Raw genomic sequence first — 25,129 nt, forward strand, 5'->3', positions numbered from 1 at the left:
TATGCAGCTCGCAAACGCCGAGGCGAACATCGCCTTGGCCTTGGCCTTGGCGGCAGGCCTGCTGATGCTGGTCTTCCCCCTGCGGGATACCATGGGGCAGAGCGAGCCCGAGCATGACCAGTTGGTCTTTGCCGGCTCCGCGACCTACCCCCCGTTCCAGTGGCTCGACCGGCACGGCCAGGCGAAAGGCTTCGTCATCGATCTGCAGGAGAGCATGGCACACCACGCCGGGATCGACGCCGAACATCGGCTGATGGAGTGGGATAGCGCCCTGCAGGAAGTCCAGGACGGCAGGGCCGATGCCATTGCGCTGTTCGCCGCCGAAGAGCGTGCGCCTTTCCTCGATTTCACCGAGCCCTTCTATTACCTGTTTCACGGCATTTTTTCGCACGACGACGGCGAGCACTTCAGCAGCCTGGCGGCCCTGGAGGGGCACCGAGCCGCCGTGGTCTCCGGCAGCCATGCCGAAGCACGGCTGGCGGAAGAGCACCCAGATATTCCGCTGGTGCCGGTCGCCACCGAGTACGACTGCCTGCGCGCGGTGCAGGCCCGGCAGGCGGAGGCCTGTATCGAGGCCTCCCTCACCTCGATGCGCCACGCCGCCGAAATGAACGTACGCCAGTCGAGCCCCCCTTTCTGGCCGCAGCCCTACGTGTTCGGGGTTCGCAAGGGGAATACAGCCATGCTGGCCTGGCTGGAGCACCAGTTGGCCGTGGTCATGGCCGACGGTACCTTCAACGACATCTACCAGCAGTGGCGACCCGAGCTGGAGTGGCGGAAGCCCAGCATCATCGACAGCCTGCGCACCTATGCCTGGGCAGTTGCCGTTCTGCTCTTCATGGCGCTGCTGGGCTTCATGTTTTCCTGGTACCTGAAGCGTCAGGTATCCCTGCGCACGCGCCTACTGTCCCAGGAACTAAAGGCCCGTAGCCGACTCGAGGAAGAGCTGCGCTATCAGGCGGAGCATGACACCCTGACCGGGCTTCCCAGCCGCACCAGGTTCATCGAGAGCCTGGACCGGCGACTCCAGGAGCAGCCGAACTGGGAGCCCACGGTAATTCTCCTGCGCTTGCTCAGCCTGGAACAGCTCACCAGCATGTTCGGCTATCGCTTCGGCCACGAGCTGCTGCTCATTAGTTTCGCCAGGCATCTCGAATCGCTGGATTTTGCCCAGGTCAGCCACCTGGGTTCGGGCGTCTTCGCCATTCTGCGCCAGCACGACATCTCACACGACGATCTCGCGCAACGGGTGAACGATTCCCTCGTCGTCGATACGATCAGCATCGACGTGCAGGTCGCCATGGGCATCTGCGAGGGGCGCACCAAGCGGGACGAATGCAACGGCTCCGAGGCAGAAGAGCTGGTGCGCCGCGCCATGACGGCCTACTCCGCGGCAGCCGGCAGCGGCCAGGCGTGGCGTATCTACAGCCCTGACCTGGAACCCGACCCCAACGACCTGATACTGCTGCGAGACTTCCGTCGCCATGGCACACGCGACATGTACCTGCTTTACCAGCCCAAGCTCGACCTGGCGAGCGGTTATGTCCGGGGAGCCGAAGCGCTGGTCCGTTGGCAGCATCCGCAGTTGGGCAACGTGTCGCCCGCCCATTTCATCCCGCTACTGGAAGAGACGGGGCTGGTCACACGGCTGACCTACTGGGTCATGGAAGAAGCGATACAGGCCGTCGAGCGATGCCAGGAGCATGACGAGGATTTCAGCCTCAGCGTCAACATCTCATCCCGGGACCTGATGGAAGGATCCACGCTGATCGATTTTATCAAGACGAGATCGTTCGCCTACCGGAAACAGGCGCTGTGCCTCGAGATTACCGAGACGGGCGTCATCCACGACCAGCGCCACGCCCAGAAGGTCATCGAGCAGCTTCACGACGAGAACATCAGCTGTGCCGTTGACGACTTCGGTACCGGCTACGCCTCCTTATCCTACCTGAGTGCGTTTTCCGTCGATGAGGTCAAGCTGGATCGCAGCTTCATCAGCAACATGCTGGAAAACCGGCGGCACCGTACCATTATCGCCTCGACCATTGCCCTGGCGCATGAGCTGGGGCTCAAGGTGACGGCGGAAGGGGTCGAAGATGCCGCCACGCTTCGCGAGCTGGCCGGGTTGGGCTGTGACATGGCCCAGGGGTACGTCATTTCGAAACCCATCGCCGAGCGCGACTTGCATCAGCTCATCGGGCACCGGTACTTCAGCGAAACGCTTCTACAGGAAAAGGTTTCGCCTGACTGACCTCTCTCTCGCGAAGGGCAAGCGACTGCCGCTGGCGTGCGAGGCGGTTCATCACAGCGCCAAGATTGGCTTTCCATTCGCAGTGCCTTTCAACCAGATCGCTGAAGTTGCAATTGACAATGCCGCTTCCCGCGTCGGGTACCGGCACCAAGCCTGCCGGAGCAGCGAAACCGGCATCCGCCTTACGGCACAGCCACTGCAGCTCGCTGTCCTGTTCCGAGTGGCAGTTATGTATACCGGCCGCCGTAGAGGCAGCCGCCGTGCGCCAGTCCAACTCGTTGGCGCTGTCCACGGCACCGCCCAACAGGATGGCATCCCGGACATATCTCCCGGGCCCCTTACTGGCCAACGCCAGCAGAGCGAAGAAGATGACCCTGGCTCCCAGCGAATGTCCCATCAGAGTGAAAGTTCTATTCTCGGTACGGCTGATGGCCTCGGCCAGCAGCGCCCCCGCCTTCTCCGCGTTCAGCATGGCGGATTGCCAAGGGTTGAACGCTCCCTTTTCCCCACGGAACAAGATATCGCTCGTATGTGCGCCAGCTGCGGTTTTGGTCAGCAGCCCACCCAACCTACGCAGCGCTTTGGCTTCCCAATTCAAATACCAGAGCGAAGCATCACGGTAGTGTTCCGTCAGGCCATCGCACCAGTCATGGGCATCAAGATCCCCCTCGGACAAGGGACCATTGACCATAACGACCCGATGTCCACGGTCCTCGGGTGACGTACGCTTCAATACAAAATGGTAATCGGGGATGTCCTTCAGATAGGCATTTGCCAGCCCATAACCGGCCTTGCCACCCAGCCCGGCTCCGGCGGCGGCAATGATACCCAACTCTCCGCTCCCTACCTTGGTCAACGATGCCGAAGCGAGCAGGTCTTCGTGCGAAGCGTCGTGGCGGGCACGCCAGTAGGAGCCCCCCAGCGCCACCGCAATGCCTGGCGCCGCCAGGTAGCTGCTCGCCTCCCCGGCACCGGGTCCATTGCCATTGGCCAGGCCAACGAGGTTTTTCCTGCGTGGCCGCATCAGATACTTGAACTCTCCCAGTTCGAGTATCTTGGCCGTTGCCTTGGTGAAGTTCGGCATCGAGCCATCATGCTCTGCGCACAGCTCGCCATGCCACACCTGGGTCTGGCACTCATCTCCTGCCTTCCCATCGTCACCAATCACTGCGCGCGCCATGCTGTCGCAGTAGCGACACTGCGCCGTCAGAAGTTTGCATGAGGAGCACAGGAAGGTGGCGCGGCCAGAGCCATGCTTCTTGAACAAGGTATGGCGACTGAATTCTCCGCACCAGGAACACCAGGAATTCAAATGATGCAGGCGTACCTCGGACATGAGTGAATACCCCTTCAGAGCATCGCGAGCCTTCTGCTCCGAGCCATCCATACCGAACAGCACCTTGGCAGGACTCGCGTGATTTATTCTAAGAGGCTTAACGGCACCGCAAGTCGAAACTTTAATCGGATGGTACGGCTTACCCGTTTGTCCGTCTCGCTGGTAGTACCTGCCAGGCGGGCACTGCCGTCATATAAAAACAGCGTTTCCTTTCAGGGCGGCTTACCCTAGAATGCGCCGGCTCGAGCTTCGCTCGTCACTTTCGGAGGGTCGCCTGATGACGCTGCAAGTCCTCTGCAGGCGTTTGATCGCAGCCGTCGTCGTACCTGTCATCCTGGTGACGGCCACGCTGTACCCGATCCTCCAGGCCCACCTCGGCGCCCGGCTCGACGGCGCCGCCTCGGCCGCCGACGCCAAGCTCGAAGCCGGTTTGCGAGTGCTGCAGAGCGAGATCAACGCCAGCATCAACCACCTGCTGGCGACCGCCGAAATGCCGCTGCTCCAACGCTACCTGACTGGCGTGGGGACGGTTCAATCCCCACGGCAGGAGGCCACGGCACATCTCACCGAAGCCCGCCTCCACGCGCTGTTCGAAACGCTACTGCCACACTACGCACGTTATACCCAGTTAAGCCTGATAGATTCAGCCGGCCGGGAACTGGTACACGTCGGCGACGCACCGGCCCAGCCCGAGCGTCATGCCGAGGCGATTTTTTTTCTCGAAGCCATGGCGCTCGCGCCCCGGGACGTCTACGTTGCGGCGCCAAGTCATGCCCAAAACCGTCAAACGGCCGGCGCTTTCCAGTTGACTATCGCCACGCCCGTTTTCGACACGCTTGGCAAGCGCAAGGGCGTGCTGAGATTCACCCTGGATTGGCATCATCTGGCCACCGATATCCAGCGAACCGTTGCCATGGAAGTGGAATCGCTCCCCTTCATGATCGACGCACGGGGAACCTGGCTGCTGACCGAGATGGAGGGGCCGCTCGCGTTCGGTGACAGCTTTGCGGCACATTCACCGCTCATCTGGGAGGCGCTCTTGCAGCGCAATCGCGGTGAAGTGGACGATGGCGATCAGCGAGTCTTGTTTCGCGCTTACGATGCGCGTATTGACCACTATCATAGCCAGGCCGGGATGGTCACCGGCCCACCGGGCTATTATCCGTGGCGGCTGGGGATCACGGTGACCCAACCTGCTCTCGCTACGCTGCTCGCAGAGCAACCCACGGCCGTTCTGATCGCCCTGCTTCTCTATGTGCTTTCCATCACCTTCGGCGTGTACTGGGCGATCAGCCACCATCGCCAGCAGACCCTGCGCCAACAGGCGCAGCGGCTCTCCCAGCAGGCCCATGACTATGCCCATGAGGTGCGCGACCTCTACGAGAATGCGCCGTGCGGCTATCACTCGCTGGACGCCGACGGGCGCGTGGTCAAGATCAACCGTACCGAACTCAACTGGCTGGGCTACGCCGCCGAGGAGGTGATAGGCAAGCGGGACTATCGGGATTTCGTCACGCCCGAGACCCGCGAGGCGTTCGAAGCGGCATTTCGGCAGGTGCTGGGGCCGCAGCGGGAGGGCTCGGCGGAGTGCGAGCTGGTCACACGAAGCGGCGACACCCTGCCCGTGGTCATCCAGGCCACCGCCTATCACACACGGCAGGGGTTCGTGCACTCCCGCGCCATGGTGTTCGACCTGAGCGAACGCAAGCGGTTGGAGGAAGCGCTGGCTCGCCAGGCCATGACGGACCCCCTGACGGGGCTGGGCAACCGGCGCTACCTCAAGGACCAGGCCAGCCTGGAGATGGCCCGCGCCCGGCGCAGCGGCGCGCCCCTGAGCCTGATCGTCATCGACTTGGACCACTTCAAGCGTATCAATGACGAATACGGCCACGACATAGGCGACCTGGTGCTGCAGGACTTCGCCCGCAATGCCGCGGAGCAGTTGAGAGAGGGCGACGTGTTGTGCCGCATGGGCGGTGAGGAGTTTGCCGTGCTGTTGCCCGACACCCCTAAGGAGGCTGCCTTGCTGATCGCCGAGCGGCTTCGCCAGGCGCTGGAAAGTTCACCCGCAGCGGTGGATGAAGAGGTCGAGCCTTCGGGGCAGCTGCGCTATACCGCCTCGATGGGGGTCACGTGGGTCAATCCGGAAGCATCGACCCTGAAACCGGCCATCAAGCGCGCCGACACCGGGCTCTACGAGGCCAAGGCCCGCGGGCGCAACCGGGTGGTGTGGCAGGGAGAGTGACGCTAGGCGACTGTGGTAGCCTTATGCAGGATCGGTCTGCAGCTCTTGGGCGCGCTGGTAGAGACGACGAATTCTCTCGACAGCCACGGCTTCGTGCTCGTCCAGCTCCAGCCGAGTATCGTCCTTCCCTTCCGGCTCTTCCATGGCATCGACCAGCTGATCAGAGTAGCGCCGCAGCAAGTGCCCCAGGTTCATATTGATCATGGTGATCTCCAATTCGAACTCGTCCTTGAGTTCCTGAAGCCGCCGCGTTTCCCTGGGGTCGAGACTGTACTCAAGCTTGGCCCCGAGCGTTTCGCTCAGAAACTGCTCGGTTGCCTGGAGTTTCGGCAGAAGTTCGTCCAAAAGCTCCCTTGACGATAGGCTCGGATCGAATCCCGCCATGCTTTCTCTCTCAGTCAGAAATTTATGGATTATCCTACCCACCTCTCCTAAGAGCACGTGCTCAAGCCAGCAGCGACATCACGCCCCGCGGCGCCTGGTTGGCCTGAACCAGAACCGCGGAACCCGCCTGCTGGAGGAATTTCGCCTTGACCAGGGCGGAGGTCTCATGGGCGTAGTCGGCATCGACGATTCGAGACCGGGCAGCTCCCAGGCTTACCTGCTCATGCCCCAAGCTATCGAGGGCGGATTCGAAGCGATTGTGCAGTGCGCCGTAATGGCTGCGATAGCCATCCACCTGGCCCGTCGCCTGCTGGAGTTTCTGCATCGCCTCGAGGGCCTTCTCCCTCGGGTCCAACGCCACCCCCTCGAGCCCCAGTGAGTGGCTATCGGCTGGGGTAGGGCCAACGGTAATCTTATCGATTCCTTGGCCGAAGCCAGCACCGACCGCTATCTCAGTGGGCCTACTGACAGGGCTCATCAACGGTTCCGGCTCCTCGTATTCGATGGGCATCTCGTCCCAGGTTGCCCGGGCATTGAAAGCCCCCTCCCCTGCAACGAAAACGAGCAGGTTCTCGGTGACTCTGTCCAACGTGACCCGCTCCAGCATGTTGTCCGCCAAGCGACCGTCATTGAACTCGGTGCCGTCTTCATCAGCTGTATCCAGCGCCAGCCGATCGCCATCTCCGCTGTAAGCGATGTGCATGCCGTTGTAATCCAGTTGGATAGGCGGCGAATTCGGATCATGAGACCCCGCACTGTCCTGCAGCAGGCCGGCATCGTAGGAGGCATCTGCATTGAATCCGTTACCCACCGTTATCAGCCGGTCGTTGGCCGTCGCGGCGTCGCTGACGTTGCGGTACAGCCAGACATAATCGGGATGATCCCCTTCGATTGGCGTGCCGATGAGATGCTTCCCGTCTACCGTGAAAATCTGAATGTCGTCGTCGAAACTCAGCGAATCAATCTCCAGCATCACGTTGGTGGCACCCTGGGGAATGTAGGCCAATGACGCGATGCCGGAGGAGAAGCGCTTGAAAGTCGGCTCGAGCAGCTCGGTGATATGCGGTGCGTTTCCCAGCTTGACTGGCAGCGGTCGAGGTTCCTCCGGCGCAAGCGGGGTCTTGCCGAACGCCTCGGTGCCAAACGCGATCCGATCGATCTCCTTGGCAAGCTGCTGGTATTCGGCATCGATCGAGGCACGATCAGCCTCCGAGAGCGTTCCGTTGGCTGCCTGAACGGCCAGCTCACGCGAGCGATGCAGGATCTCATTGATACTGTCGAGCCCACCTTCGGCAGTCTGCATCAGCGAAATCCCATCATTGATGCCTCGCGACAGCACAGAGCCCGCGCGCAAGCCTGCCTCCATGCGGTTGGCAATGGCCTGGCCGGCGGCATCGTCCTTGGCGCTGTTCACGCGTAGGCCTGAGGCGAGCCGTTCCATGGACACCGCCAACTGGGACTGGCTGCGGGCAAGGTGGCTCTGGGTGTTCAAGGCAAGAGAATTCGATGTGACAACCACCATGCTGGCCTCCTTGGTAGGGCTCAAGCCACCATATCGTCCCCGTCGAAGAAAACTTTAACCATGACGAACCTGCAATAGGCAAGGTAATGGCCAGCTAATCGGAGGATTGTTAGCTACGGCGGCATGCCACCATCAGGCTGGGGGATGCCTGGTCGCCAGGCATGCCTCGGCGGTAGCGTGTCCACAAGGCAACAGGGTAAGCGTAGCGACATGAAAGTACTGATCACAGGTGGAGCGGGCTTCATTGGCTCGGCCGTCATACGTCACATTATAAAAAACACCCAGGATAGCGTCATCAACGTCGACAAGCTTACCTATGCGGGCAACTTGGAATCTCTATCAGAAGTCTCGAGCTCATCGCGCTACGCTTTTGAGCACGTCGATATATGCGATAGAACAAGGCTCGAAAAAGCCTTCTTCGAGCATCAGCCCGACGCCGTCATGCACCTCGCCGCAGAAAGCCATGTGGACCGCTCGATAGACAGCCCTGCAGCGTTCATAGAGACCAATATCATCGGGACCTATACTCTGCTGGAAGTGGCCCGTGCCTATTGGAAAAGTCTTGATGCCCAACGCCACGACACCTTTCGTTTTCACCACGTGAGCACGGATGAAGTCTACGGTGACCTCGAGGAAGGGACAGGGCTATTCACCGAAACTACTGCCTATGCACCAAGCTCACCCTATTCGGCTAGCAAGGCGAGTTCCGACCATTTGGTACGTGCTTGGCAGCGGACTTACGGCATGCCCACACTGATCACCAACTGCTCGAACAACTACGGCCCATATCATTATCCTGAAAAGCTCATTCCATTGATGATTCTGAATGCCTTGAGTGGAAAGCCGCTTCCGGTTTACGGCAAGGGTGAGCAGATACGCGATTGGCTTTACGTCGATGATCACGCTCGTGCTCTTTACAAAGTCATTAAAGGCGGGCAAGTAGGTGAAACCTATAACATAGGTGGCCATAATGAGAAAACCAACCTCGAGGTGGTGCATACGCTCTGTGATCTGCTAGAGGAACTGGCGCCTGCGACCATGCGCTACCATCGCTTGATCACTTTCGTCACAGACCGCCCAGGTCACGATCAGCGGTACGCGATCGATGCAAGCAAGATAGAGCGTGAGCTAGGGTGGGCGCCTCAGGAAAGCTTCGAAAGCGGTATTCGCAAAACCGTGATGTGGTATCTAGACAATCTCGAGTGGTGCCAACGGATCCAAGAACGCCCCCCTCATCAGCTACACCAACGCCTGGGAATCTCCGCATGAAGGGTATCATACTCGCCGGCGGTAGCGGCTCACGTCTGCACCCGATCACTTTGGGAATATCCAAGCAGCTTCTGCCAATTTACGACAAGCCGATGATCTACTACCCGCTTTCGGTGCTGATGCTGGCAGGTATTCGTGAGGTGTTGATCATTACTACACCAGAAGACCGCACCAGCTTCGAGCGACTGCTCGGCGATGGAAGCCAATTCGGCATCATGCTCAGCTATGCCGAGCAGCCAAGTCCCGATGGCCTGGCCCAAGCATTTACCATTGGAGAGGCATTCATCGGTAATGACAATGTATGCTTGGTATTGGGGGATAATATCTTCTATGGCCAAGGCTTTACCCCTAAGCTACGCCAAGCTGCCGCACAAATTCACGGTGCCACAGTGTTTGGCTACCAAGTTAAAGATCCCCAGCGTTTTGGCGTCGTTGAGTTCGATGCAAACAAGCGTGCGATTTCTATTGAAGAAAAACCCGCCAAGCCAAAATCTCATTATGCTGTAACCGGCCTCTATTTCTACGACAATGACGTAATCGAAATCGCCAAGCAGGTCATGCCCTCCCCCCGTGGCGAACTGGAAATCACCAGCATCAACCAGGCCTACCTGGAGAGAGGCGACTTGAAAGTCGAATTGCTTGGTCGAGGCTTCGCCTGGCTAGATACCGGTACCCATGAGAGCCTGCTCGAAGCGGCGCAATTTGTTGAGACGATTGAAAAGCGCCAAGGATATAAAATAGCCTGTTTGGAAGAGATTGCTTGGCGCAATGGCTGGTTGAGCATTGATGCGCTTGGAGCAGCAGGTAATAATTTGAACAAGAGCGGCTATGGACGGTATTTGCTCGCGTTGACGCAGGAGATGCTATGAGCCTTTTTCAGTGGATCGATTTTCCTCTCCTAGGTGATGAACGTGGCTCTCTGGTGGCTTTGGAGAGTAATCAAACAGTTCCGTTTGATGTTCGGCGCGTATATTACATTTTCGGCACACAGACAGGGGTTGCAAGGGGGTTTCATGCTCATAAGGCTCTCAAACAAGTAGCTGTTTGCGTCATTGGAAAATGTCGTATGGTACTGGATAATGGAAGAGTTCGAGAAAGTGCTTGGTTAGACAGTCCTACTAAAGGTTTATATATCACGGAAATGCTTTGGCGAGAAATGCACGACTTTAGCCCTGATTGTGTTCTTTTATTGTTGGCAAGTGAACACTACAATGAAGCGGACTACATTCGCGACTACAATACCTTCTTGAATGGTATTAATTATGAGCTATATCCATCCGTTGGCTGACGTCGGGCCATGTCTTTTAGGAAAGGGCACCCGTATATGGCAGTTTGCCGTAGTTATGAAAGGTGCCGTGATCGGTGAAGATTGCAATTTATGTGCCCATACCTTAGTTGAAGGTGATGTGGTGATAGGAAGTAGGGTGACTGTGAAGTCTGGTGTGTTCCTGTGGGCTGGGACACGTATAGAAGATGATGTTTTTATTGGTCCCAATGCAACCTTCACCAATGACAAGCACCCACGATCCAAAGTGTATCCGAAGCAATTTTCAGGCATCAAAGTTGCACGTTATGCAAGTATAGGTGCAAATGCCACATTACTGCCGGGTATTATCGTAGGTGAGTACGCCATGATAGGAGCGGGAGCCGTTGTAACAAAAAATGTTCCCGCACGTGCCGTAGTGATAGGAAATCCGGCAAAAGTCGTCAGGTACGTGAAATGAATATCCCCTTTCTCAATTTAAAGCACATTAATGCCCAATATCGAACAGCACTAATTGAGGCCGCTTCTCGTGTCATCGACTCAGGGTGGTATATCCAAGGTAAGGAAGTAAGAGAGTTCGAGCAGGAGTTTGCGGCTTTCTGTGACTCCGAAAACTGCATTGGCGTTGCTAATGGACTTGATGCACTAACTCTGGTCCTACGTGCTTGGAAAGAGCAAGGGCGGCTAAAAGATGGTGATGAAGTTATCGTGCCGGGCAATACGTATATTGCCAGCATCCTTGCTATCAGTGAAAATCGCCTAGTGCCTGTATTGGTGGAGCCTGATGAAAGGACTTATAATCTCTGTCCTTATAAGGTCGAAGCCGCGATTACCTCGCGAACCAAGGTTGTCTTGGCTGTTCATCTGTATGGCCAGTTGGCCGATATGCCTGCCATTCTAGAGATTGCCAGGCGTTATGATTTGTTGGTGCTGGAGGATGCAGCACAAGCACACGGAGCCAGTAGGCAAGGCCGCAAGGCCGGTAACTGGGGAGAGGCTGCGGGGTTCAGCTTCTACCCGGGAAAAAATCTTGGTGCTTTGGGCGATGCCGGGGCGGTTACCACCCAAGATGATGAGTTGGCTCGCATGGTTCGGACCCTTGGAAATTACGGTAGTCGAAGAAAATACGAGCATAGCGTCAAGGGTGTGAACAGTCGTCTTGATGAAATCCAGGCGGCGTTTCTGCGAGTCAAATTACGCAACTTGGAAGAGGAGATAGTACAACGCCGTCGCCTCGCCAGTACTTATCTCGCAAACATTAATAATGAAATTGTCGCTCTGCCGACGGTAAGCGACATGCAGGCTCATGTGTTTCATCTGTTCGTGGTGCGCAGTCCCCGGCGAGAGGCTTTTATTAATCATTTACACGAATCTGGAGTCGGCTCCTTGGTGCATTATCCGCTTCCTCCCCACAAACAACTGACTTACAGTGAGCTGAACGCGAGCTATCCGCTTTGTGAACGTCTGGCCAATGAGGTCGTCAGTATTCCTCTTTATCCTGGACTGACAGATGAACAGCAGGCCTTCGTCATCGAGTCCATCAACGCATTTCGATAAGTTAAGGTAAGAAAGACATGATCTATATTCACGTCGGGCTACCCAAGACTGGAACAACTGCGCTACAAAAACATTTTTTCCCCAGATTGAAAAACTCCCGATACCTGGGGGTGAGTCAACCACGGGGGACTGCCAACTCGAATATATATAAGGCCTTCCAGATCTACTCGATCGGGGGGATGACTTATGGAGATGCGGAACGTACCATTCTGAAGGAAGTAAAGGATCCTTCCGAAAAGCTAGTCTTGTCGGAAGAGATGTTCACTGTGTCCAGTCATGGGGTGACATGGGTGGAGAAACTTGAGCGGGTGGCTGAACTTGCTAAGTTGTTTAATGATTACAAAGTTATCATAACTACGCGGGAACCTACGGAAGCCAGCCTTTCGTATTATATAGAATGCTACAATAAACTGTTCAAGAAAAATGGAATAACTTGGCCGCAGGCAGTCAGGTATTCTCTCGACATGAAAATATACCATTACGATTATCTTTTAGGTGCACTGCAAGCTTGTTTTAACACAGCACGTCTGATTATCTTACAATACGCTGACATATTTGATAAACAGAAAGACCCAATGAGCAATATTTTCCAAGAGGAGGTACGATTTATCAACGCTAAGGAAAATATAACAGATAAAGAGCCTGGAGCGATATTCACGAAGCAGGGAATAAGAATCCAGGCACCTAGCGAAAACGAAATCAATGAAGTGAAAGTGCACTTGGAAGATAATTCAAGATTTTTTCGTGAGTTCATGAAAAGAGTGAGCTAAGCCTAAGTCTGGTGTATGGGAGGAAGTAGGAAGAATGGTGCCTCATGTTGATTAATCACAGCCAAGATTTTAATCAACACGAATGGATACGCCATGACCGGTTCTTCGCTTCAAACTTTTTTACACCAGAACCCCAGATTGCTGACCCCTTGCACGAACTGCTGCGCCAAGATGCCCATGATCTAATCGCCAAGGCCGTAGAAGCCGAGCTGGCCACCTTCCTGACGCAATATGCCGACCAACGGCTCGATGATGGACGGCAAGCCGTGGTCCTTAATAGCTACCTGCCCGAGCGTGCGATTCAGACCAGTATCGGTGATGTTAACGTACAGGTGCCCATGGTGCGTGACCACAGCGGCAGTGGCGCTCGCTTCACCAGCAATCAATGCCGCCCTACCGGAAGCAGGGCCGCAACAACGAGTACCTGATTCCCTGGCTCTATCTGAAGGGGGATTCTCATCGCCGATTACAAGAGGTCCTGGTGGCCCTGCTGGGCGATCAGGACAAGGGGCTATCGGCTAGGATCAGTAACTTTCTGGCAGTTGGTGTTCTCTGTAAAATGTTGTCAAATCAGTCCGTTCGTGCTTCGTTCGTCCAACGCTGACTGGAGCGGTAGGGGTCGCAGAAATAGTTGTCAGCGCTCACGGCATGAGCCACCTCTCGGTGTCCGGTAAGTTCCGAGCCGTTATCCAACGTAGAGGCTTCACGGCACCTCGACGTGGCTTCAGCAGCCAGTTCATAGTCCTGGCAGTTCCTTGTGCCGTAGTGTAGACAGCCTAGCGGTCAACAAATACCCAACTCCGGCGCTCGGTAAGCTCGCTATAAACCCCATCTGTTCAGGGCTGACTTAGAGCGGTAACGTCTCTTTCCAGCACTAGGGCAGCAGAGAATCAAGGCTACCATCGTCGACTAGGGTCGGCAACGTCTCGAGTACGAACTGCAAGCACTTGTAAGGTGAGTGACCGTTGGCCTTGGCGGTTTCGATCAGGCTGAAAATCGCTGCGGTGGCCTGAATGCTGCGCTTATTCTATGAACCCAAACTATAACTCGAAAAAGGGTGCGTAGAAAATATGCTTATAAAAGCAGCCCCTGGTGGGCTGCTTTTTAGTCAAGGTGATTGTGGCCTCTGATCAACTGTTGTATATTTGCTCGAGGCAGGAGATCCAGGCGCTTTCGATACGGGCAGCATTGTAGGTCTTCAGTATCTCCAGCTTTTGTTTCATGGCAAGCTCTTGACAATCGCTTACCTCAAAATCGTTTTCCAGCCACTCATGTCCAAAATAGAGTGCTTTCTTGTTATGCGACTCTAAAAAAGGCGTGTAATCGGATAAGCATAACGAGTTTGAGCCCATCATATTGATGGCTCTATCCGTGAATAGGTCGGGGTAACTCGGGGTCAGGTTAATATTGTAACGGGCTCTATTCATGATATGCAGAGCCTTTTTGTACTCCATTCTATCATAGAATACACAGCCTTGGTCTTTCTTGAAGGGCCACTCGCTTTTTTTCCCGCCGATGACGACGGTCTTGATGCCTCTAGCAGCGAGGACGCTGGATAACTTTTCGAGCTGGGCAGTCCGGTACTTATTCCTGAAGTGCTTGTCGACCAAGTCGAAATAGAGCAACGTCGTCTCAGTGGTCACACCTCTTTCCAGGGTGGGTTCCGCGAAGGGGTCACTACGCCGTTTTTCGATGAATTCACAAATGGCCTGCTGCTGGCTCTTGGGAATCTTCTTTTCCTTGGCCACCGCCTTGATAATGGACGTGGTGGACTTGGGTGCGTTCGGATAAAGCTTGCCGACAAAGACAGCGATGTTTTGCTTGTCTTTATACAATACAGGATCTATCTCAGGCGCCTTATGCGGTATGACGATACCCTTGATCTTTTTGGCGTTGCCGACCTGTTTGAACTCTTCGATGAGACGTGCCGACTTCGACCCGATGATAATGCTGTCGGGACTGTTGAGACATCTCGGCAACATGAAGTCAGCGTAGGCGTGATCATCAATGATAGAGAAAGGGGTTATGCCGAAGAGGTCGAAGACATTCTGCTTGATAACATACGGAGGGCTGTTCACCATGGTGTTGTAAAAAGAGTGTCCGGTGAAGAATATTTCTTTCTGGGCATCTTTTTTTGAAGCTGCAGACAAGAGCCCCTCAATGCCTTTGAGAGTTCTCTTTTTTGCCCCCACCTTAGCTAAGGCGCTATCGATTACCCCGTTATTTAAGATTTCGATGTTGTAAATCAGTGGATACTCGATCTGATTGAATATCCGGGCAGAGGTGGCGCTATCATGTGGAGGAGCATCCTCTTGGGCAACCGTTTGAGTAGACGTCAGGGGGAGCGGTACGACGCCTTTCTTCCAGTATCGCAAATAATCCTGTGCCTGTTCTTTGCCTTGCCAGTTGAGGACTTCATAGGCCGTGTCCTTAGCGCAGTAGACACTATGCAACAAAAAGGCGAGCTTTTTATGCTGGCTGCCGCTCAGTTCGGCCATACGCGTGCTTTCTGGAATGAACAGTGCGTCGGCGCTTGCCAGTTGTGAAACTTGGGCTTGCGGTTCGCCTTCCGCTGAGTTGCCTTGGTAGCTCAGAGTATTGAACCGCAGGAATCTCAAGCCGTGATCTTTAGCCCACTGGCTGATGCAAGCGAAATCGAGCTGGTGCTGATGGGTTGCTACGAAGTTGATCCGGGCCTGCAGCACCAATAGATTCTGCAGTGCGTTTTCGCCATGCTTCAGGATCGCCAAGCTATCATGGCGATCATCCAGCGCAAGAAGATCAATTGACTCCAGACCCTCGATGCTGTCCAGGGCAATACTTGGTATCGCATGTTCCTGTGTCAACGAGGTAGGCGCCGTCAGCGGCATCAGGCTGGTAATTTGCTCAGGATCGTCGCCCACCCGCAATGTAACTGGCTGACCGTCGCCAAGGGTAACCTGAGGATAATGGTGAAGCTCCCCGAACTGGGAAAGCGTTTCGGCATTCTGCAAGCATCCCGCAGGGTCGAAAGCCAGCAAAGCAATCTTTCCGCTGCCCAACAGCTGCTCCGCATCACTGCGGGATGCCAGGTTGCATCCGTTATCAAAAACGGTAACTGTCGATTCCAACTTCCAATCGAAACCTTCGTCCTGCTGGCTTGCGTTAGGAAGTGCGACTGGCGTGGCCACACCTTCAAAGCGCGCCTGACCGCTTTTAGTGAAGGTCAACGCGGTGGGCGCCTTGCCTTCACAATGGCGCTGCCAGATGGCTCGTAGTGCCGTTGTCAAATGTTTGGCGAAGCGAGGACCGTCGCAAATAGGTGAATCTGTGAGGATGGTACGCAGCGCGGCACGAATGACCGCGAGGTTTGGCAAATCGGATGCCAGCTCCTTGACACGCTTGCGAAACTCCTCCCAGTCATCGGTGACCAGTTCCGGAAGCCCGGCATTGACGAGATGGGTTGCACTGTGGCGCCCAGCGAAGGTAGGGCCAACCCGGGTCACCACCGGCACTCCCATCATCAATGCCTCGCAGGTGGTCAGGCCACCGGAATAAGGCCAAGTATCCAGGGCAATATCGATACGCTGATAGGTCGCCATGAACTCCTGGTGCTGTGCCGGGCCCTCCAGCAAGAGACGGTCCGAAGCAACGCCATGCTCCGCAAAAATATTGGTAATCTTGTCGCGATAGCGCGCACTTTCGAACTGGATACCACGTAAAAGCAACTTGCTACCGGAAACGTCATTAAGCAGCTTGGCCCATTCGGCCAGCATGGGAGGAGATAACTTGGCGGGGTTATTCAAACAACCGAAAGTAATATAACCATTGCTAAGCGCAGGAAGTGCATTACACGAAGGGGCATGCTCGGGAATATGATAGCAGATATAATCATCAGGGAGACGAATCAATTTCTCCACATAGAGATCATCGACTCCCTCGGGTGTCTCGATGCTGTCGCTCAGCAGGTAGTCGAAACAACTTAGCCCAGTCGTACTGATCAAGCTTCCCACCCACTTGACGATCAGCGGAGCTGGCTCACGAGTCAGGGTATCGTAGCGCGAGCCTTCACCGGCTCCGTTCATGTCGATCAGGATATCGATGGCATCATGGCGAATCTTCTGATCCAGTTGCTCTGCACTCAGACCTTCGACCACCTCCCAACGGCAGACGACATTCTGAAAACACTGCGTCAACTTATCCACTACTTGGTTTGTACTGTAAGCAATCAACTCGAACTGCTCAGCAGGTAAATTCTCCAGTGCAGGAAGTATCATCTGCCCTACCGGATGCATTCTGAATCCACCTGAAAGCAGTCCAACACGAATTTTTTTCGCAGGATTCTTAAGCGTACTTGCCCGAGCTGAGGCAAGCATGGCAACTTGCTTACCCCATTGTATTGTCATGTTGTAAAGATCCACCGCACTATACGCAGGATTATAGTGCGCCGCTACCAATAGATTTGAATAAACCTTCCTATTGGAAGGATTTAACTTCAGCTCTTTGTTGTAATGAAATTCGGCTTTTTCATATTCACTTTCTTTGACATAGAGTGCCGCAATATGGTTATTCACCCCCACATGTTTTGGGTTTATCTCAAGTAACCGCTTCAAGGTCTCAAGAGCGTCATCGTGTCGCTTAAGCTGTTCAAGTATGCGGGATCGCCATAGCAGTGTTTCTTCATGATAAGCGTCTAATGCTAAAGCACGATCATTTATCTCGAGCGCCCTGCGGTTATCACCCAGTTGATGGTAGGCTCGGCTCATCCATACCAATGCGGTCAAGTGGTCTGATTCTGCCTTAAGAATCTCATGCAGCGCTGCCGTCGCCTGCTTGGCCTGCCCTGCCAGCACTTGATACTGTGCCAATTTCAGCCGTTGAGCGGCGCCGGGCGCTGCCAGCTGGTCGATCACTTGGGCCATGGCCTCGCAGGCGTCGGCAAAGCGCTCCAACCGGCCCAGCACGTTTGCATGTAGCTCATGGGCCTGGGCAGCCTTCGGGTAGCGTCGCACCATGGCTTCGGCCAATTGCAAGGCTCGGAGGTAGTCTCCCCCACGATAAGCACTATCGAAAGCATCTAGCTGATCGGCTGGCAGGGCAGTGCCAGCCTGTGGAGCGGGGGAAGGGTAACGTCGACGAGCATTTTTCTTGGCCATGACCAGGGCACCTTGACAGTCGTATACGATGACAACTGCTCATGGTAAACCGCCTGGCGCCTCGGGATACGTGCAAAAGGACAAGCAACAACCCCCTTTTTCACTCTTAGGCTGAGTGGTTTCCCAGCAAGTATCCACAACGAAGCGAGGCTGGCCAATCGGCCAGCCTCGGGGGAGGGTTGCATAACACAACCCGATATCAACTTCGCGATTAGCCCAGCAGAGAGAGTACGCTCTGCGGAGTCTGGTTGGCCTGGGCCAGCATCGATGTACCTGCCTGCTGCAGGATGTTCGCGCGGGTCATGTTGGAAACTTCGACTGCGTAGTCGGCATCCTCGATTCGCGAACGGGCCTCACTGAGGTTGGTGACGTTGGTGGTCAGGTTTTCCACTACTGAATCGAAGCGGTTCAGGGTAGCACCGAGCGTAGCGCGCTGATCGTCGATCTGCTGAAGGGCAGCGTCGACAACATCGATAGCTGCTTGCGCGCTTGCAAAACTGTTAACGTCGATGTCTGCTACTGATGTGCCAGCAAGGCCAATATCGCTAGCCGTCATCGTCACGGTTGCGACTTCGATGGAGTCAGAGGTTCCGGTATTGGCACCCACTTGAATATTCAAAGTAGCAGAATTGCTGAGCAGTTGAGTGTCGTTGAAAGTCGTTGCCTCGGCAATACGAGTGATTTCTTCGACGCGCTTATCGATTTCCAGCTGGATGGAAGCACGGTCATCAGCTGAGTTGGTGTCGTTGGCTGCCTGCACCGCCAGCTCACGGATACGCTGCAGGTTGTCGCTCAGCTGGTTCAGGCCGCCTTCCATGGTCTGCACCATGGAGATGCCGTCGTTGGCGTTACGCTGAGCCTGCTGCATGCCCTTGATCTGGGCGCTCATGCGGTTGGCAATGGCCTGACCGGCGGCATCGTCGGCAGCGCTGTTGATGCGAAGGCCGGAGGAGAGACGCTCCTGCGCCTTGGCCAGCATGCTCTGGGAGGACTTCAGGTTGTTCTGGCCGATCAGGGCGGTGATGTTGGTATTGATCACTGACATGGTGTCATTCCTTCTTTACGTTGAGGGCTCCATTGACGGGCCCACTGAACCTTTCCTGCGGCCCAGCATCTCGGGCCTGTCTCAACGGCGCCGTTGGCCGTTACCCTAATTAACGGCTTACGGAGGAAAACCTTTAGGGGGCGAGACGACTTTTTTTGCTTTTTTTGAAGGATCGGACACCTTGCCAAGTCGGCTTCGGTGTCGTAAACGCTCGGGCCCGGCAATTGCCGGGCCCGGTAAATTGGCCAGGATGAGTCGTGATCCTGGCACCGCTGCAGAACTCTCTAGCGGCTTCTACTACTTCTTGGTCTGGACCATCTGCATGCTCAACATATCGAGCTGCTGCATCAAGTAAGAGCCAGTGGAGTTCATCTTGGCGAGCATGACATCGAGCTGACCGAACTGCTTGCGATAGCGCTCGATGGTTCGCTCGATGCTGAGCTCCATGCGCTCGTAGCGGCCGTTCAGGCTGTCCACCTTGGTTTCCGAACTCTTGATCGAGCTCTTCACCAAGCCCTCGGCGCCCAGCACCTGCTCCAGCGTCGTACCGAGCCGGCCAGCCATGCCGGCTTCCTTGCTATCTCCTGCAAAGAAATCAGACAGTGCCTGGGGATTGCTTGCGATCACCTCGTCGAGCTTGGTCTCGTCGAGTTCCAGCCGGCCGTTGGGCTTCAGTGAGATGCCCATCTGGGTCAACATCTGTATGTCGCCGCCCGGGACGAGATCACCCAGGTTTCGGCTGAGCCGCGATTCGATGGTGCGTACGGCACGGTCGCCGACCAGTTCACCAGCCGTATCGGCGTCTCCGGTCGCCTCGGTCATGCGACCGATGGTCGACTTCATCTCGTTGTAGGCGGTAACGAACCCTTTCACAGCCTCCTTGAGGACATTGTTGTCGCGCTCCACCACCACCGTCGCGGTTTTCCCCGCCGCCGCGGCGTCCAGTTCGAGCGTCACGCCCTGAATCGCGCCCTCAACCCGGTTGGAACTGCTGGTGATGGTGATATTGTTGATCAGAAGCTCGGCGTCTCTCCCGACCACCTTGACTGCCGTATCCTCGGTCAGCGCGGTATTGGCGAAGGCCATGCCCGTCACACTCTCTGCCAGCCCCGTCTCCTTGGAGTTCACCACCAGGCGGTAGCCGTTGCCGTCATTGATGATCGAAGCCGACACTCCGGCATCGGCATTCGCATTGATGGCATCTCGAATGTCCTCGAGACTCCCGCCTTCGGCGAGATCGACCGTGACGTCCGCCTTGCCCTGGAAACTGAGCGTCAGCGTATCGCCACCCGCGCCCACCAGCGCATCGGTGGTGCTTGCGACGCCTTGGCTGGCGATACTGCCCGCCTTGGCGGTGTGATTCACGGTGACTTCGTAGCGCCCCGGGCTCGCATCCGCTCCCGCGGTAGCGGTTATACCCTCGCCCAACACACTGGTCGTCAAGCTCTGGTACAGCTTGGCGTCATTGAGCTTGGTCACGGCGTCCTGGAACTTAGTCAGGCCGGACTGCAGCCGGCCATAGGCCGAGATCTTGGCCTGCTCCTGTGTCTTCTGGGCCGTGATCGGCTTGAGCTTCTGTCGCTCCGCCGCGTTCAGCTGATCGAGTAGCCCCGACAGATCCAAGCCAGAGCCAACACCGAGTGAGGAGATGCTTGCCATGGGACGATGCGCCCTCCGTGAGCGTCAATAACGGTTATGGGCCTACTATCGGCTGCTGAACCGGCAACTTTAGCCCTGTGGCATAATTTTTCTGACCGCTAGCGGCAGGCAAGCCCAAGCAGGGAGTGATCAGAGCATGCCCGCACCACCCTCGCCCTGGCCCGGTAAGTGGCTTAGCTGCTGCGTCAGGTAGGCGCTGGTCTGGTTCATCTGGGCCAGCATGCCGTCGAGCTGACCGAACTGCGTCTGGTAACGCGCGATGGTGGTATCGATGCTCTGCTCGGTACGGGTATAGCGCTCGTTCAGGCTGTCGATACGATTCTCGGCCCCGCCGATGGCCCCTTCCAGTGCTCCATTGCTGTCCAGCAGCTGTTCGAGTGTCGCGTCGAGCCGGCCCGCCATGCCATCCGTTGCGCTCTCTCCGGCGAAAAAGGCGCCGACCTCGCCCGGATCCTGCGCGAGCGCCGCTTCCAATTTCGTTTCGTCGAGCTCGAGCGTGCCATCGACACGCAGGGCGATGCCGAGGTCGGCCAGCATGGCGTGGTCACTCCCCTCGATCACGCTTGCCAGGTCGCTGCGCAGACGGGACTCGATGCCGCGCACCGCACTGTCCCCGATCAGCTCACCGGCCTCCCCGTCCTGGCCGTTGAAAGCCGTCAGCTTGCCTGCCGTGTCCTTGAGCTCATTGTAGGATTCGACGAAGTCGGCGACGGCCTGCCGAATGGAGTCCGTGTCCGGCTCGACCGTCAAGATGCTGCTGCCCGTGCCCTGAAGGCTGAGCGCGACCCCCTGGATGGCATCGTCAACCTGGTTGTCGGCACTCGCCACGGCGATGCCGTTCACCTCGAACCGGGCATCCCGGCCTTCCTGCAGCACCGCTTCGTCCTCCAGCGTTACCTGTGCCGCCACGGTCGCGAAGTTGGCATCGACGATGGCCGCCTGTTCGCCGGTCTCCTGCGACATCAGGGCCAGCCGGTAGCCCTCACCATCGTTGACGATCGAGGCCGTGACGGCCGCCTCGGCATCGGCATTGATGGCGTCTCGCACGTCTTCGAGAGTGCTATCTGCCGCTATGGCAACGCCATGATCGAGACTGTTATCCGCGAAGGCGAGTTCGAGCATGGCATCGGCATCGTTGAGTTCGGCATCGAGGCTCTCGACGCGCTGCGTGGCAAGACTGCCGGCGGTCGCCAATTGCTCCACCTCGATCGCATACTGGCCGGGCGAAGCCTCGGGGCCTGCCGCAGCCTGCACCGCATCGCCGTTCACGGACGTGGATAGTCCCTGAAAGAGAGCGGCGTCGTTGAGGGCCTCGTTGGCGGACTGGAAACCGGAAAGGGCTCCCTTCAATTCGCCGTAGGCGGAGATCTTGACCTGCTGGGTTTCGATCTGCTGTTTAATGGGTTCGAGCTTGCTGCGCTCGGCGTCGTGGAGCTGATTGAGCAGGCCGTTGAGATCGAGGCCCGAGCCGATGCCGAGGGAGGAGATGCTGGCCATGGGGAACTGCCTTCAGCCGGTGAGTTCGGGTATCGAGCGACACTGCATCGCTCGGTACCGTCCGTACCTAGCTTGTCGGCGGCAGCGAGCCAACCTTTAGGCTCGGAAGCGATTTTTTTCGTTGCCTATGAACAGGGCCGCCGAGCCTGTCTGGCTCAGCGGCCGGAAAGGACTCACTCCAGCTCGACGAGTTCACGCGACCGGGTTGGTGCCATCTCAATCTGCCTGGGAGCCTGCCGATCCACCCTGCGCTCGCTGAGCTTGAAACCACCCACGGCCTCGGCCAGCCGGTCGGCCTGGTCCTTGAGCTGCTCGGCCGCGACGGTGGATTCTTCCACCAAGGCGGCGTTCTGCTGGGTCATGCGGTCCAGCTCCGCCACGGCGATGTTGACCTGCCCGATACCGTCGCTCTGCTCGCCCGCCGCGACGCTGATCTCGCCCAACACCTTGGCCACGCGGCCGACCCCCTCGACCAGCTCCTCCATGGTGGCGCCGGCGCGCTGGACCAACGCGGTGCCAGAAGCCACTTTCTGGCCGGAAGCCTCGATCAACCCACGAATCTCGCGCGAGGCCTCGGCGCTGCGCGTGGCCAGCTGGCGCACTTCACCCGCCACCACGGCGAAGCCCCGGCCCTGCTCGCCGGCACGGGCGGCCTCAACCGAGGCGTTGAGCGCCAGCAGGTTGGTCTGGAAGGCGATGCCGTCCATCACCTTGACGATGTTGCCGATGCGCTCGGAGGAGGCCGTGATCTCCTCCATGGTGGTCACGACCTGGCCCACCACTTCGCCACCGCGGGCCGCCACCTCGGAAGCGGACTGAGACAGCTCGCTGGCCTGGCGCGCCGAATCCGCGGTGTGCTCGACGGTACTGGTGATCTGCTCGATGGAGGCCGAGCTCTGCTGCAGGCTCGACGCCGCGCTCTCGGTGCGCCGAGAAAGATCCTGACCGCCGGTGGCGATCTCCCCCGCCGCCACGGTCACCGACTCGCTGGCATCGCGGATGGTCAGCATGACGTCCTCGATGCGCGAGACGAAGCGGTTGAAGGCGGCGGCAACCTGGGCCACCTCGTCGCGGCCGTCCTCCGGCAAGCGCAGGGTGAGGTCGCCATCGCCGCTGGCAATGTCGGTCATGGCGTCACGCGCCACCTGCAGCCGACGGAACATCAGCTTGAGCAGCGTCCCCAGCACCAGGGCGGCACCCAGCACCACCAGCACCAGGGTTGCCAGCGAGGTACCCAATACGGCGCGCAGCCCGGCCGTGGCTTCGCGCTGGTCCAGCGCCACGACGAGTTGCCAGTCGGTTCCCTGTATCGGCACGCTGCGAAGCCACTTGCTGCGCCCCTCCAGGTCAAGCCGTACGGGCGCTTCGGCCCCGATCGGCGCAGTGAAATAGTCATTGCCGAAGGCCGGGGAGAGGCGTGACGCCGGCTCCAGCGTCATATCGGGATCGGGATGCGCCACCAGCGTACCGTCGGCGGTGACGAGGAAGGCGAAGCTTGCCGGCGTCGGCGCGATGTCGCCTACGTTGTCCACGATGGTGTCGATGGAGATATCGCCACCGCCCACCGCCACCAGCCGACCCTCGTCGTGGAAAGGCGTGGCAATGGTGACGATCAGTCCGCCGGTACTGGCATCCACGTAGGGCGGCGTGACGATGGTGCCGCCGGCCTCCACCGCCTGAAGGTACCAGGGACGCTGTCGCGGGTCGTAATCGGCGGGCGGGTTCCAGCCATCGGAGAAGATGCCCTTGCCGTCTGCCGGGTTCGCCAGGTAGGTCGACATGAAGCCACCGGCAGCGGCCACCTGCTGCAGAGCCGGCAGGGGGTCTTCGCCCTCGACGGCAGGCGCCAGCGCCTCCAGCATGCTGGCGCGGGCATCGATCCACTCGCTGATGGCGAGCCCGTTGCCCTGGGCTTCGGCTGACAGGTGGCGTGCGACCTGCTGGTCGTTATGGCGCTGGAGGGTAAAGTAGTTGATGGCGGCGTTGACGATCAGCGACGCGGCGATAACGACGGCCGTGACCAATAGCAAACGAAGTCGCAGGGAGGTGAGCATGGAGAGTTCTCGCTTGTAACGGAATGCGGAGCCGGTCACGTCCATGCGCCGGGGGTAACCGCATATCGGCTGCGAGTCGCTAGACTTTAGCCGCAAGTCAACGCGCGTGGATGATCACCTCGACACGGCGGTTCTGGGCCCGCCCTTCCCCCGTGTCGTTACTCGCCAGGGGCCGCGTGTCGGCCAGGCCCACCGCACGTAGGCGCTGCGAATCGACGCCTGAACGCTCCAGCGCGTGCACGATGGCGATCGCCCTGGCGCTGGAGAGTACCCAGTTGGAGGGAAACTCTTCGGTGCGGATCGCGCGGCTGTCGGTGTGCCCCTCCACGGCGACCTCCCCGTCATGGCGTTGGATCACCTCCATCAGACGCTGGATGAGCGCCTCGCCGTCGTCGCTCAGCTCGGCCGTGGCGGTGGGAAACAGCAGCCGGTCTTCCACGCGCAGCTTGATGCCTTCGGCCACGCGTGAAACTTCGACGCCCTCCAGGTCGGCCAGGTAGGGGGCATCGTCAAGGCGTGCACTCAGTGTCTCCTGCAAGGCTTTCGTCGCGGCAACGGCCTGCGGCGTGATCTCCATGACGCCATTCGGCGGGCGGTCGGTCAGCACCAGCGCGAAGTCGGCCGGCGAGGTCGGCACGCTGCCGTTTGCCACCAGCATCGGCAGCATGAGCGGTGGGGGTTCGCGCTGCGCCAGCAGGGCCAGCGGCGTGGGCGCCGCGAAGGCGATCCGCTCGCTCGGCGCCGGCGTCAAGCGCCGCGGCAACCCAGCCACGCCCAGCGCGGCCGAGATGGCCGACTGGCTCAGCCGCCCGGGAACCGGGCGAGGCATCTCCGCCAACGGCAGCGCCTGGGTCATCTCGCTGGGCAGCGGTATGGCGAAGGGCACCCGTGTGGCGAGCGGTGCCGCCTCGTCGCCGGGGCGCCCGAAACTCGAGAGCGTGAAGATGAGCACCATCAGCGCCACCAGCAGGGTCATGATGTCCAAGTAGCCGATCATCCAGGTACTGTCCTGATCGTGATCGTAGTGGGTCGGCATCAGCGACTCGTGGCGCATGGGGCCACGGTGATCGCCGCCGCTGGCGTGCAGGGAACTCATCGAGACGGCTGTCGATCCGGGGTTGGGGAGACGGACGAAGAAAGA

Annotated in this window: 18 protein-coding genes and 2 pseudogenes; 9 read left to right on the top strand and 11 right to left on the bottom strand. The window is 57.9% G+C overall.

What is annotated here, in order from left to right:
- The first annotated feature begins 1 nt into the window (after position 1).
- Complete coding sequence (locus HNO51_RS12140; protein ID WP_209537542.1) at positions 2 to 2,251, top strand: putative bifunctional diguanylate cyclase/phosphodiesterase; 2,250 nt, start codon at positions 2 to 4, stop codon at positions 2,249 to 2,251.
- Here HNO51_RS12140 and HNO51_RS12145 read toward each other — a convergent pair.
- On the bottom strand, positions 2,211 to 3,587 hold the full coding sequence (locus HNO51_RS12145) for a DUF726 domain-containing protein (RefSeq protein ID WP_209537543.1): 1,377 nt from the start codon (positions 3,585 to 3,587) through the stop codon (positions 2,211 to 2,213). The two genes, HNO51_RS12140 and HNO51_RS12145, sit on opposite strands and share 41 nt — an antisense overlap.
- A 277-nt stretch (positions 3,588 to 3,864) precedes the next feature.
- Between HNO51_RS12145 and HNO51_RS12150 the strand changes: the two genes are divergently transcribed.
- Positions 3,865 to 5,832 (top strand): sensor domain-containing diguanylate cyclase, encoded by a 1,968-nt coding sequence (locus HNO51_RS12150; protein WP_209537544.1) that lies wholly within the window; start codon positions 3,865 to 3,867, stop codon positions 5,830 to 5,832.
- Positions 5,833 to 5,853: 21 nt separating this feature from the next.
- Here the strand turns inward: HNO51_RS12150 and HNO51_RS12155 are convergent, their stop codons facing one another.
- Both HNO51_RS12155 and HNO51_RS12160 read right to left on the bottom strand, forming a co-directional pair.
- Positions 5,854 to 6,216 carry a hypothetical protein gene (locus HNO51_RS12155; protein ID WP_197447630.1) on the bottom strand — a complete coding sequence of 121 codons (363 nt, stop codon included), beginning with the start codon at positions 6,214 to 6,216 and terminating at the stop codon, positions 5,854 to 5,856.
- A 61-nt stretch (positions 6,217 to 6,277) separates the two neighbouring features.
- Complete coding sequence (locus HNO51_RS12160) at positions 6,278 to 7,738, bottom strand: flagellin N-terminal helical domain-containing protein (protein ID WP_209537545.1); 1,461 nt, start codon at positions 7,736 to 7,738, stop codon at positions 6,278 to 6,280.
- 210 nt (positions 7,739 to 7,948) lie between these two features.
- Between HNO51_RS12160 and rfbB the strand changes: the two genes are divergently transcribed.
- From rfbB to HNO51_RS12195, 7 genes and pseudogenes are all read left to right on the top strand, one after another.
- Entirely contained in the window at positions 7,949 to 9,007 is a 1,059-nt protein-coding gene (rfbB, locus tag HNO51_RS12165; protein WP_209537546.1) for a dTDP-glucose 4,6-dehydratase, read from the top strand.
- Complete coding sequence (gene rfbA / locus HNO51_RS12170) at positions 9,004 to 9,876, top strand: glucose-1-phosphate thymidylyltransferase RfbA (RefSeq protein ID WP_209537547.1); 873 nt, start codon at positions 9,004 to 9,006, stop codon at positions 9,874 to 9,876. Before rfbB ends, rfbA begins: the two co-directional genes overlap by 4 nt.
- Positions 9,873 to 10,295, top strand: a complete 423-nt coding sequence (locus HNO51_RS12175) for a sugar 3,4-ketoisomerase (RefSeq protein WP_209537548.1) — start codon at positions 9,873 to 9,875, stop codon at positions 10,293 to 10,295. The genes rfbA and HNO51_RS12175 overlap by 4 nt, the downstream gene beginning before the upstream one ends.
- Positions 10,270 to 10,731, top strand: coding sequence for an acyltransferase (locus HNO51_RS12180; RefSeq protein WP_276571201.1), 462 nt, complete (start codon positions 10,270 to 10,272; stop codon positions 10,729 to 10,731). The genes HNO51_RS12175 and HNO51_RS12180 overlap by 26 nt, the downstream gene beginning before the upstream one ends.
- The gene (locus tag HNO51_RS12185; protein ID WP_209537550.1) at positions 10,728 to 11,828 is read left to right on the top strand and encodes a DegT/DnrJ/EryC1/StrS family aminotransferase; all 1,101 of its coding nucleotides are present in this window, start codon (positions 10,728 to 10,730) and stop codon (positions 11,826 to 11,828) included. The genes HNO51_RS12180 and HNO51_RS12185 overlap by 4 nt, the downstream gene beginning before the upstream one ends.
- A gap of 17 nt (positions 11,829 to 11,845) precedes the next feature.
- Positions 11,846 to 12,598: a sulfotransferase domain-containing protein gene (locus HNO51_RS12190; protein ID WP_209537551.1), complete on the top strand. Its 753-nt coding sequence runs from the start codon at positions 11,846 to 11,848 to the stop codon at positions 12,596 to 12,598.
- Positions 12,599 to 12,735: 137 nt separating this feature from the next.
- Positions 12,736 to 13,118: pseudogene (locus HNO51_RS12195) on the top strand (transposase); the annotation flags it as partial.
- Positions 13,119 to 13,166: 48 nt separating this feature from the next.
- On the opposite strand, the pseudogene HNO51_RS21270 reads toward HNO51_RS12195, so the two are convergent.
- From HNO51_RS21270 to HNO51_RS12230, 8 genes and pseudogenes are all read right to left on the bottom strand, one after another.
- Positions 13,167 to 13,394 (bottom strand): annotated as a pseudogene (locus tag HNO51_RS21270) (IS30 family transposase); the annotation flags it as partial.
- A gap of 78 nt (positions 13,395 to 13,472) precedes the next feature.
- Positions 13,473 to 13,613 carry a transposase domain-containing protein gene (locus tag HNO51_RS21165; RefSeq protein ID WP_338035283.1) on the bottom strand — a complete coding sequence of 47 codons (141 nt, stop codon included), beginning with the start codon at positions 13,611 to 13,613 and terminating at the stop codon, positions 13,473 to 13,475.
- A gap of 115 nt (positions 13,614 to 13,728) precedes the next feature.
- Positions 13,729 to 17,733, bottom strand: coding sequence for an O-linked N-acetylglucosamine transferase, SPINDLY family protein (locus HNO51_RS12205; protein ID WP_209537553.1), 4,005 nt, complete (start codon positions 17,731 to 17,733; stop codon positions 13,729 to 13,731).
- Positions 17,734 to 17,944: 211 nt separating this feature from the next.
- Positions 17,945 to 18,778, bottom strand: a complete 834-nt coding sequence (locus HNO51_RS12210) for a flagellin N-terminal helical domain-containing protein (protein WP_209537554.1) — start codon at positions 18,776 to 18,778, stop codon at positions 17,945 to 17,947.
- 297 nt (positions 18,779 to 19,075) lie between these two features.
- Positions 19,076 to 20,437, bottom strand: coding sequence for a flagellar filament capping protein FliD (gene fliD, locus HNO51_RS12215; RefSeq protein ID WP_209537555.1), 1,362 nt, complete (start codon positions 20,435 to 20,437; stop codon positions 19,076 to 19,078).
- Between the two features lie 129 nt (positions 20,438 to 20,566).
- Complete coding sequence (gene fliD, locus HNO51_RS12220; RefSeq protein ID WP_209537556.1) at positions 20,567 to 21,934, bottom strand: flagellar filament capping protein FliD; 1,368 nt, start codon at positions 21,932 to 21,934, stop codon at positions 20,567 to 20,569.
- Positions 21,935 to 22,107: 173 nt separating this feature from the next.
- Positions 22,108 to 23,988, bottom strand: coding sequence for a methyl-accepting chemotaxis protein (locus HNO51_RS12225; protein ID WP_209537557.1), 1,881 nt, complete (start codon positions 23,986 to 23,988; stop codon positions 22,108 to 22,110).
- A gap of 97 nt (positions 23,989 to 24,085) precedes the next feature.
- On the bottom strand, positions 24,086 to 25,084 hold the full coding sequence (locus HNO51_RS12230) for an OmpA family protein (protein ID WP_209537558.1): 999 nt from the start codon (positions 25,082 to 25,084) through the stop codon (positions 24,086 to 24,088).
- Between the last annotated feature and the right edge of the window lie 45 nt (positions 25,085 to 25,129).

This window comes from Billgrantia sulfidoxydans (assembly GCF_017868775.1).
GTDB classification, from domain to species: domain Bacteria; phylum Pseudomonadota; class Gammaproteobacteria; order Pseudomonadales; family Halomonadaceae; genus Halomonas; species Halomonas sulfidoxydans.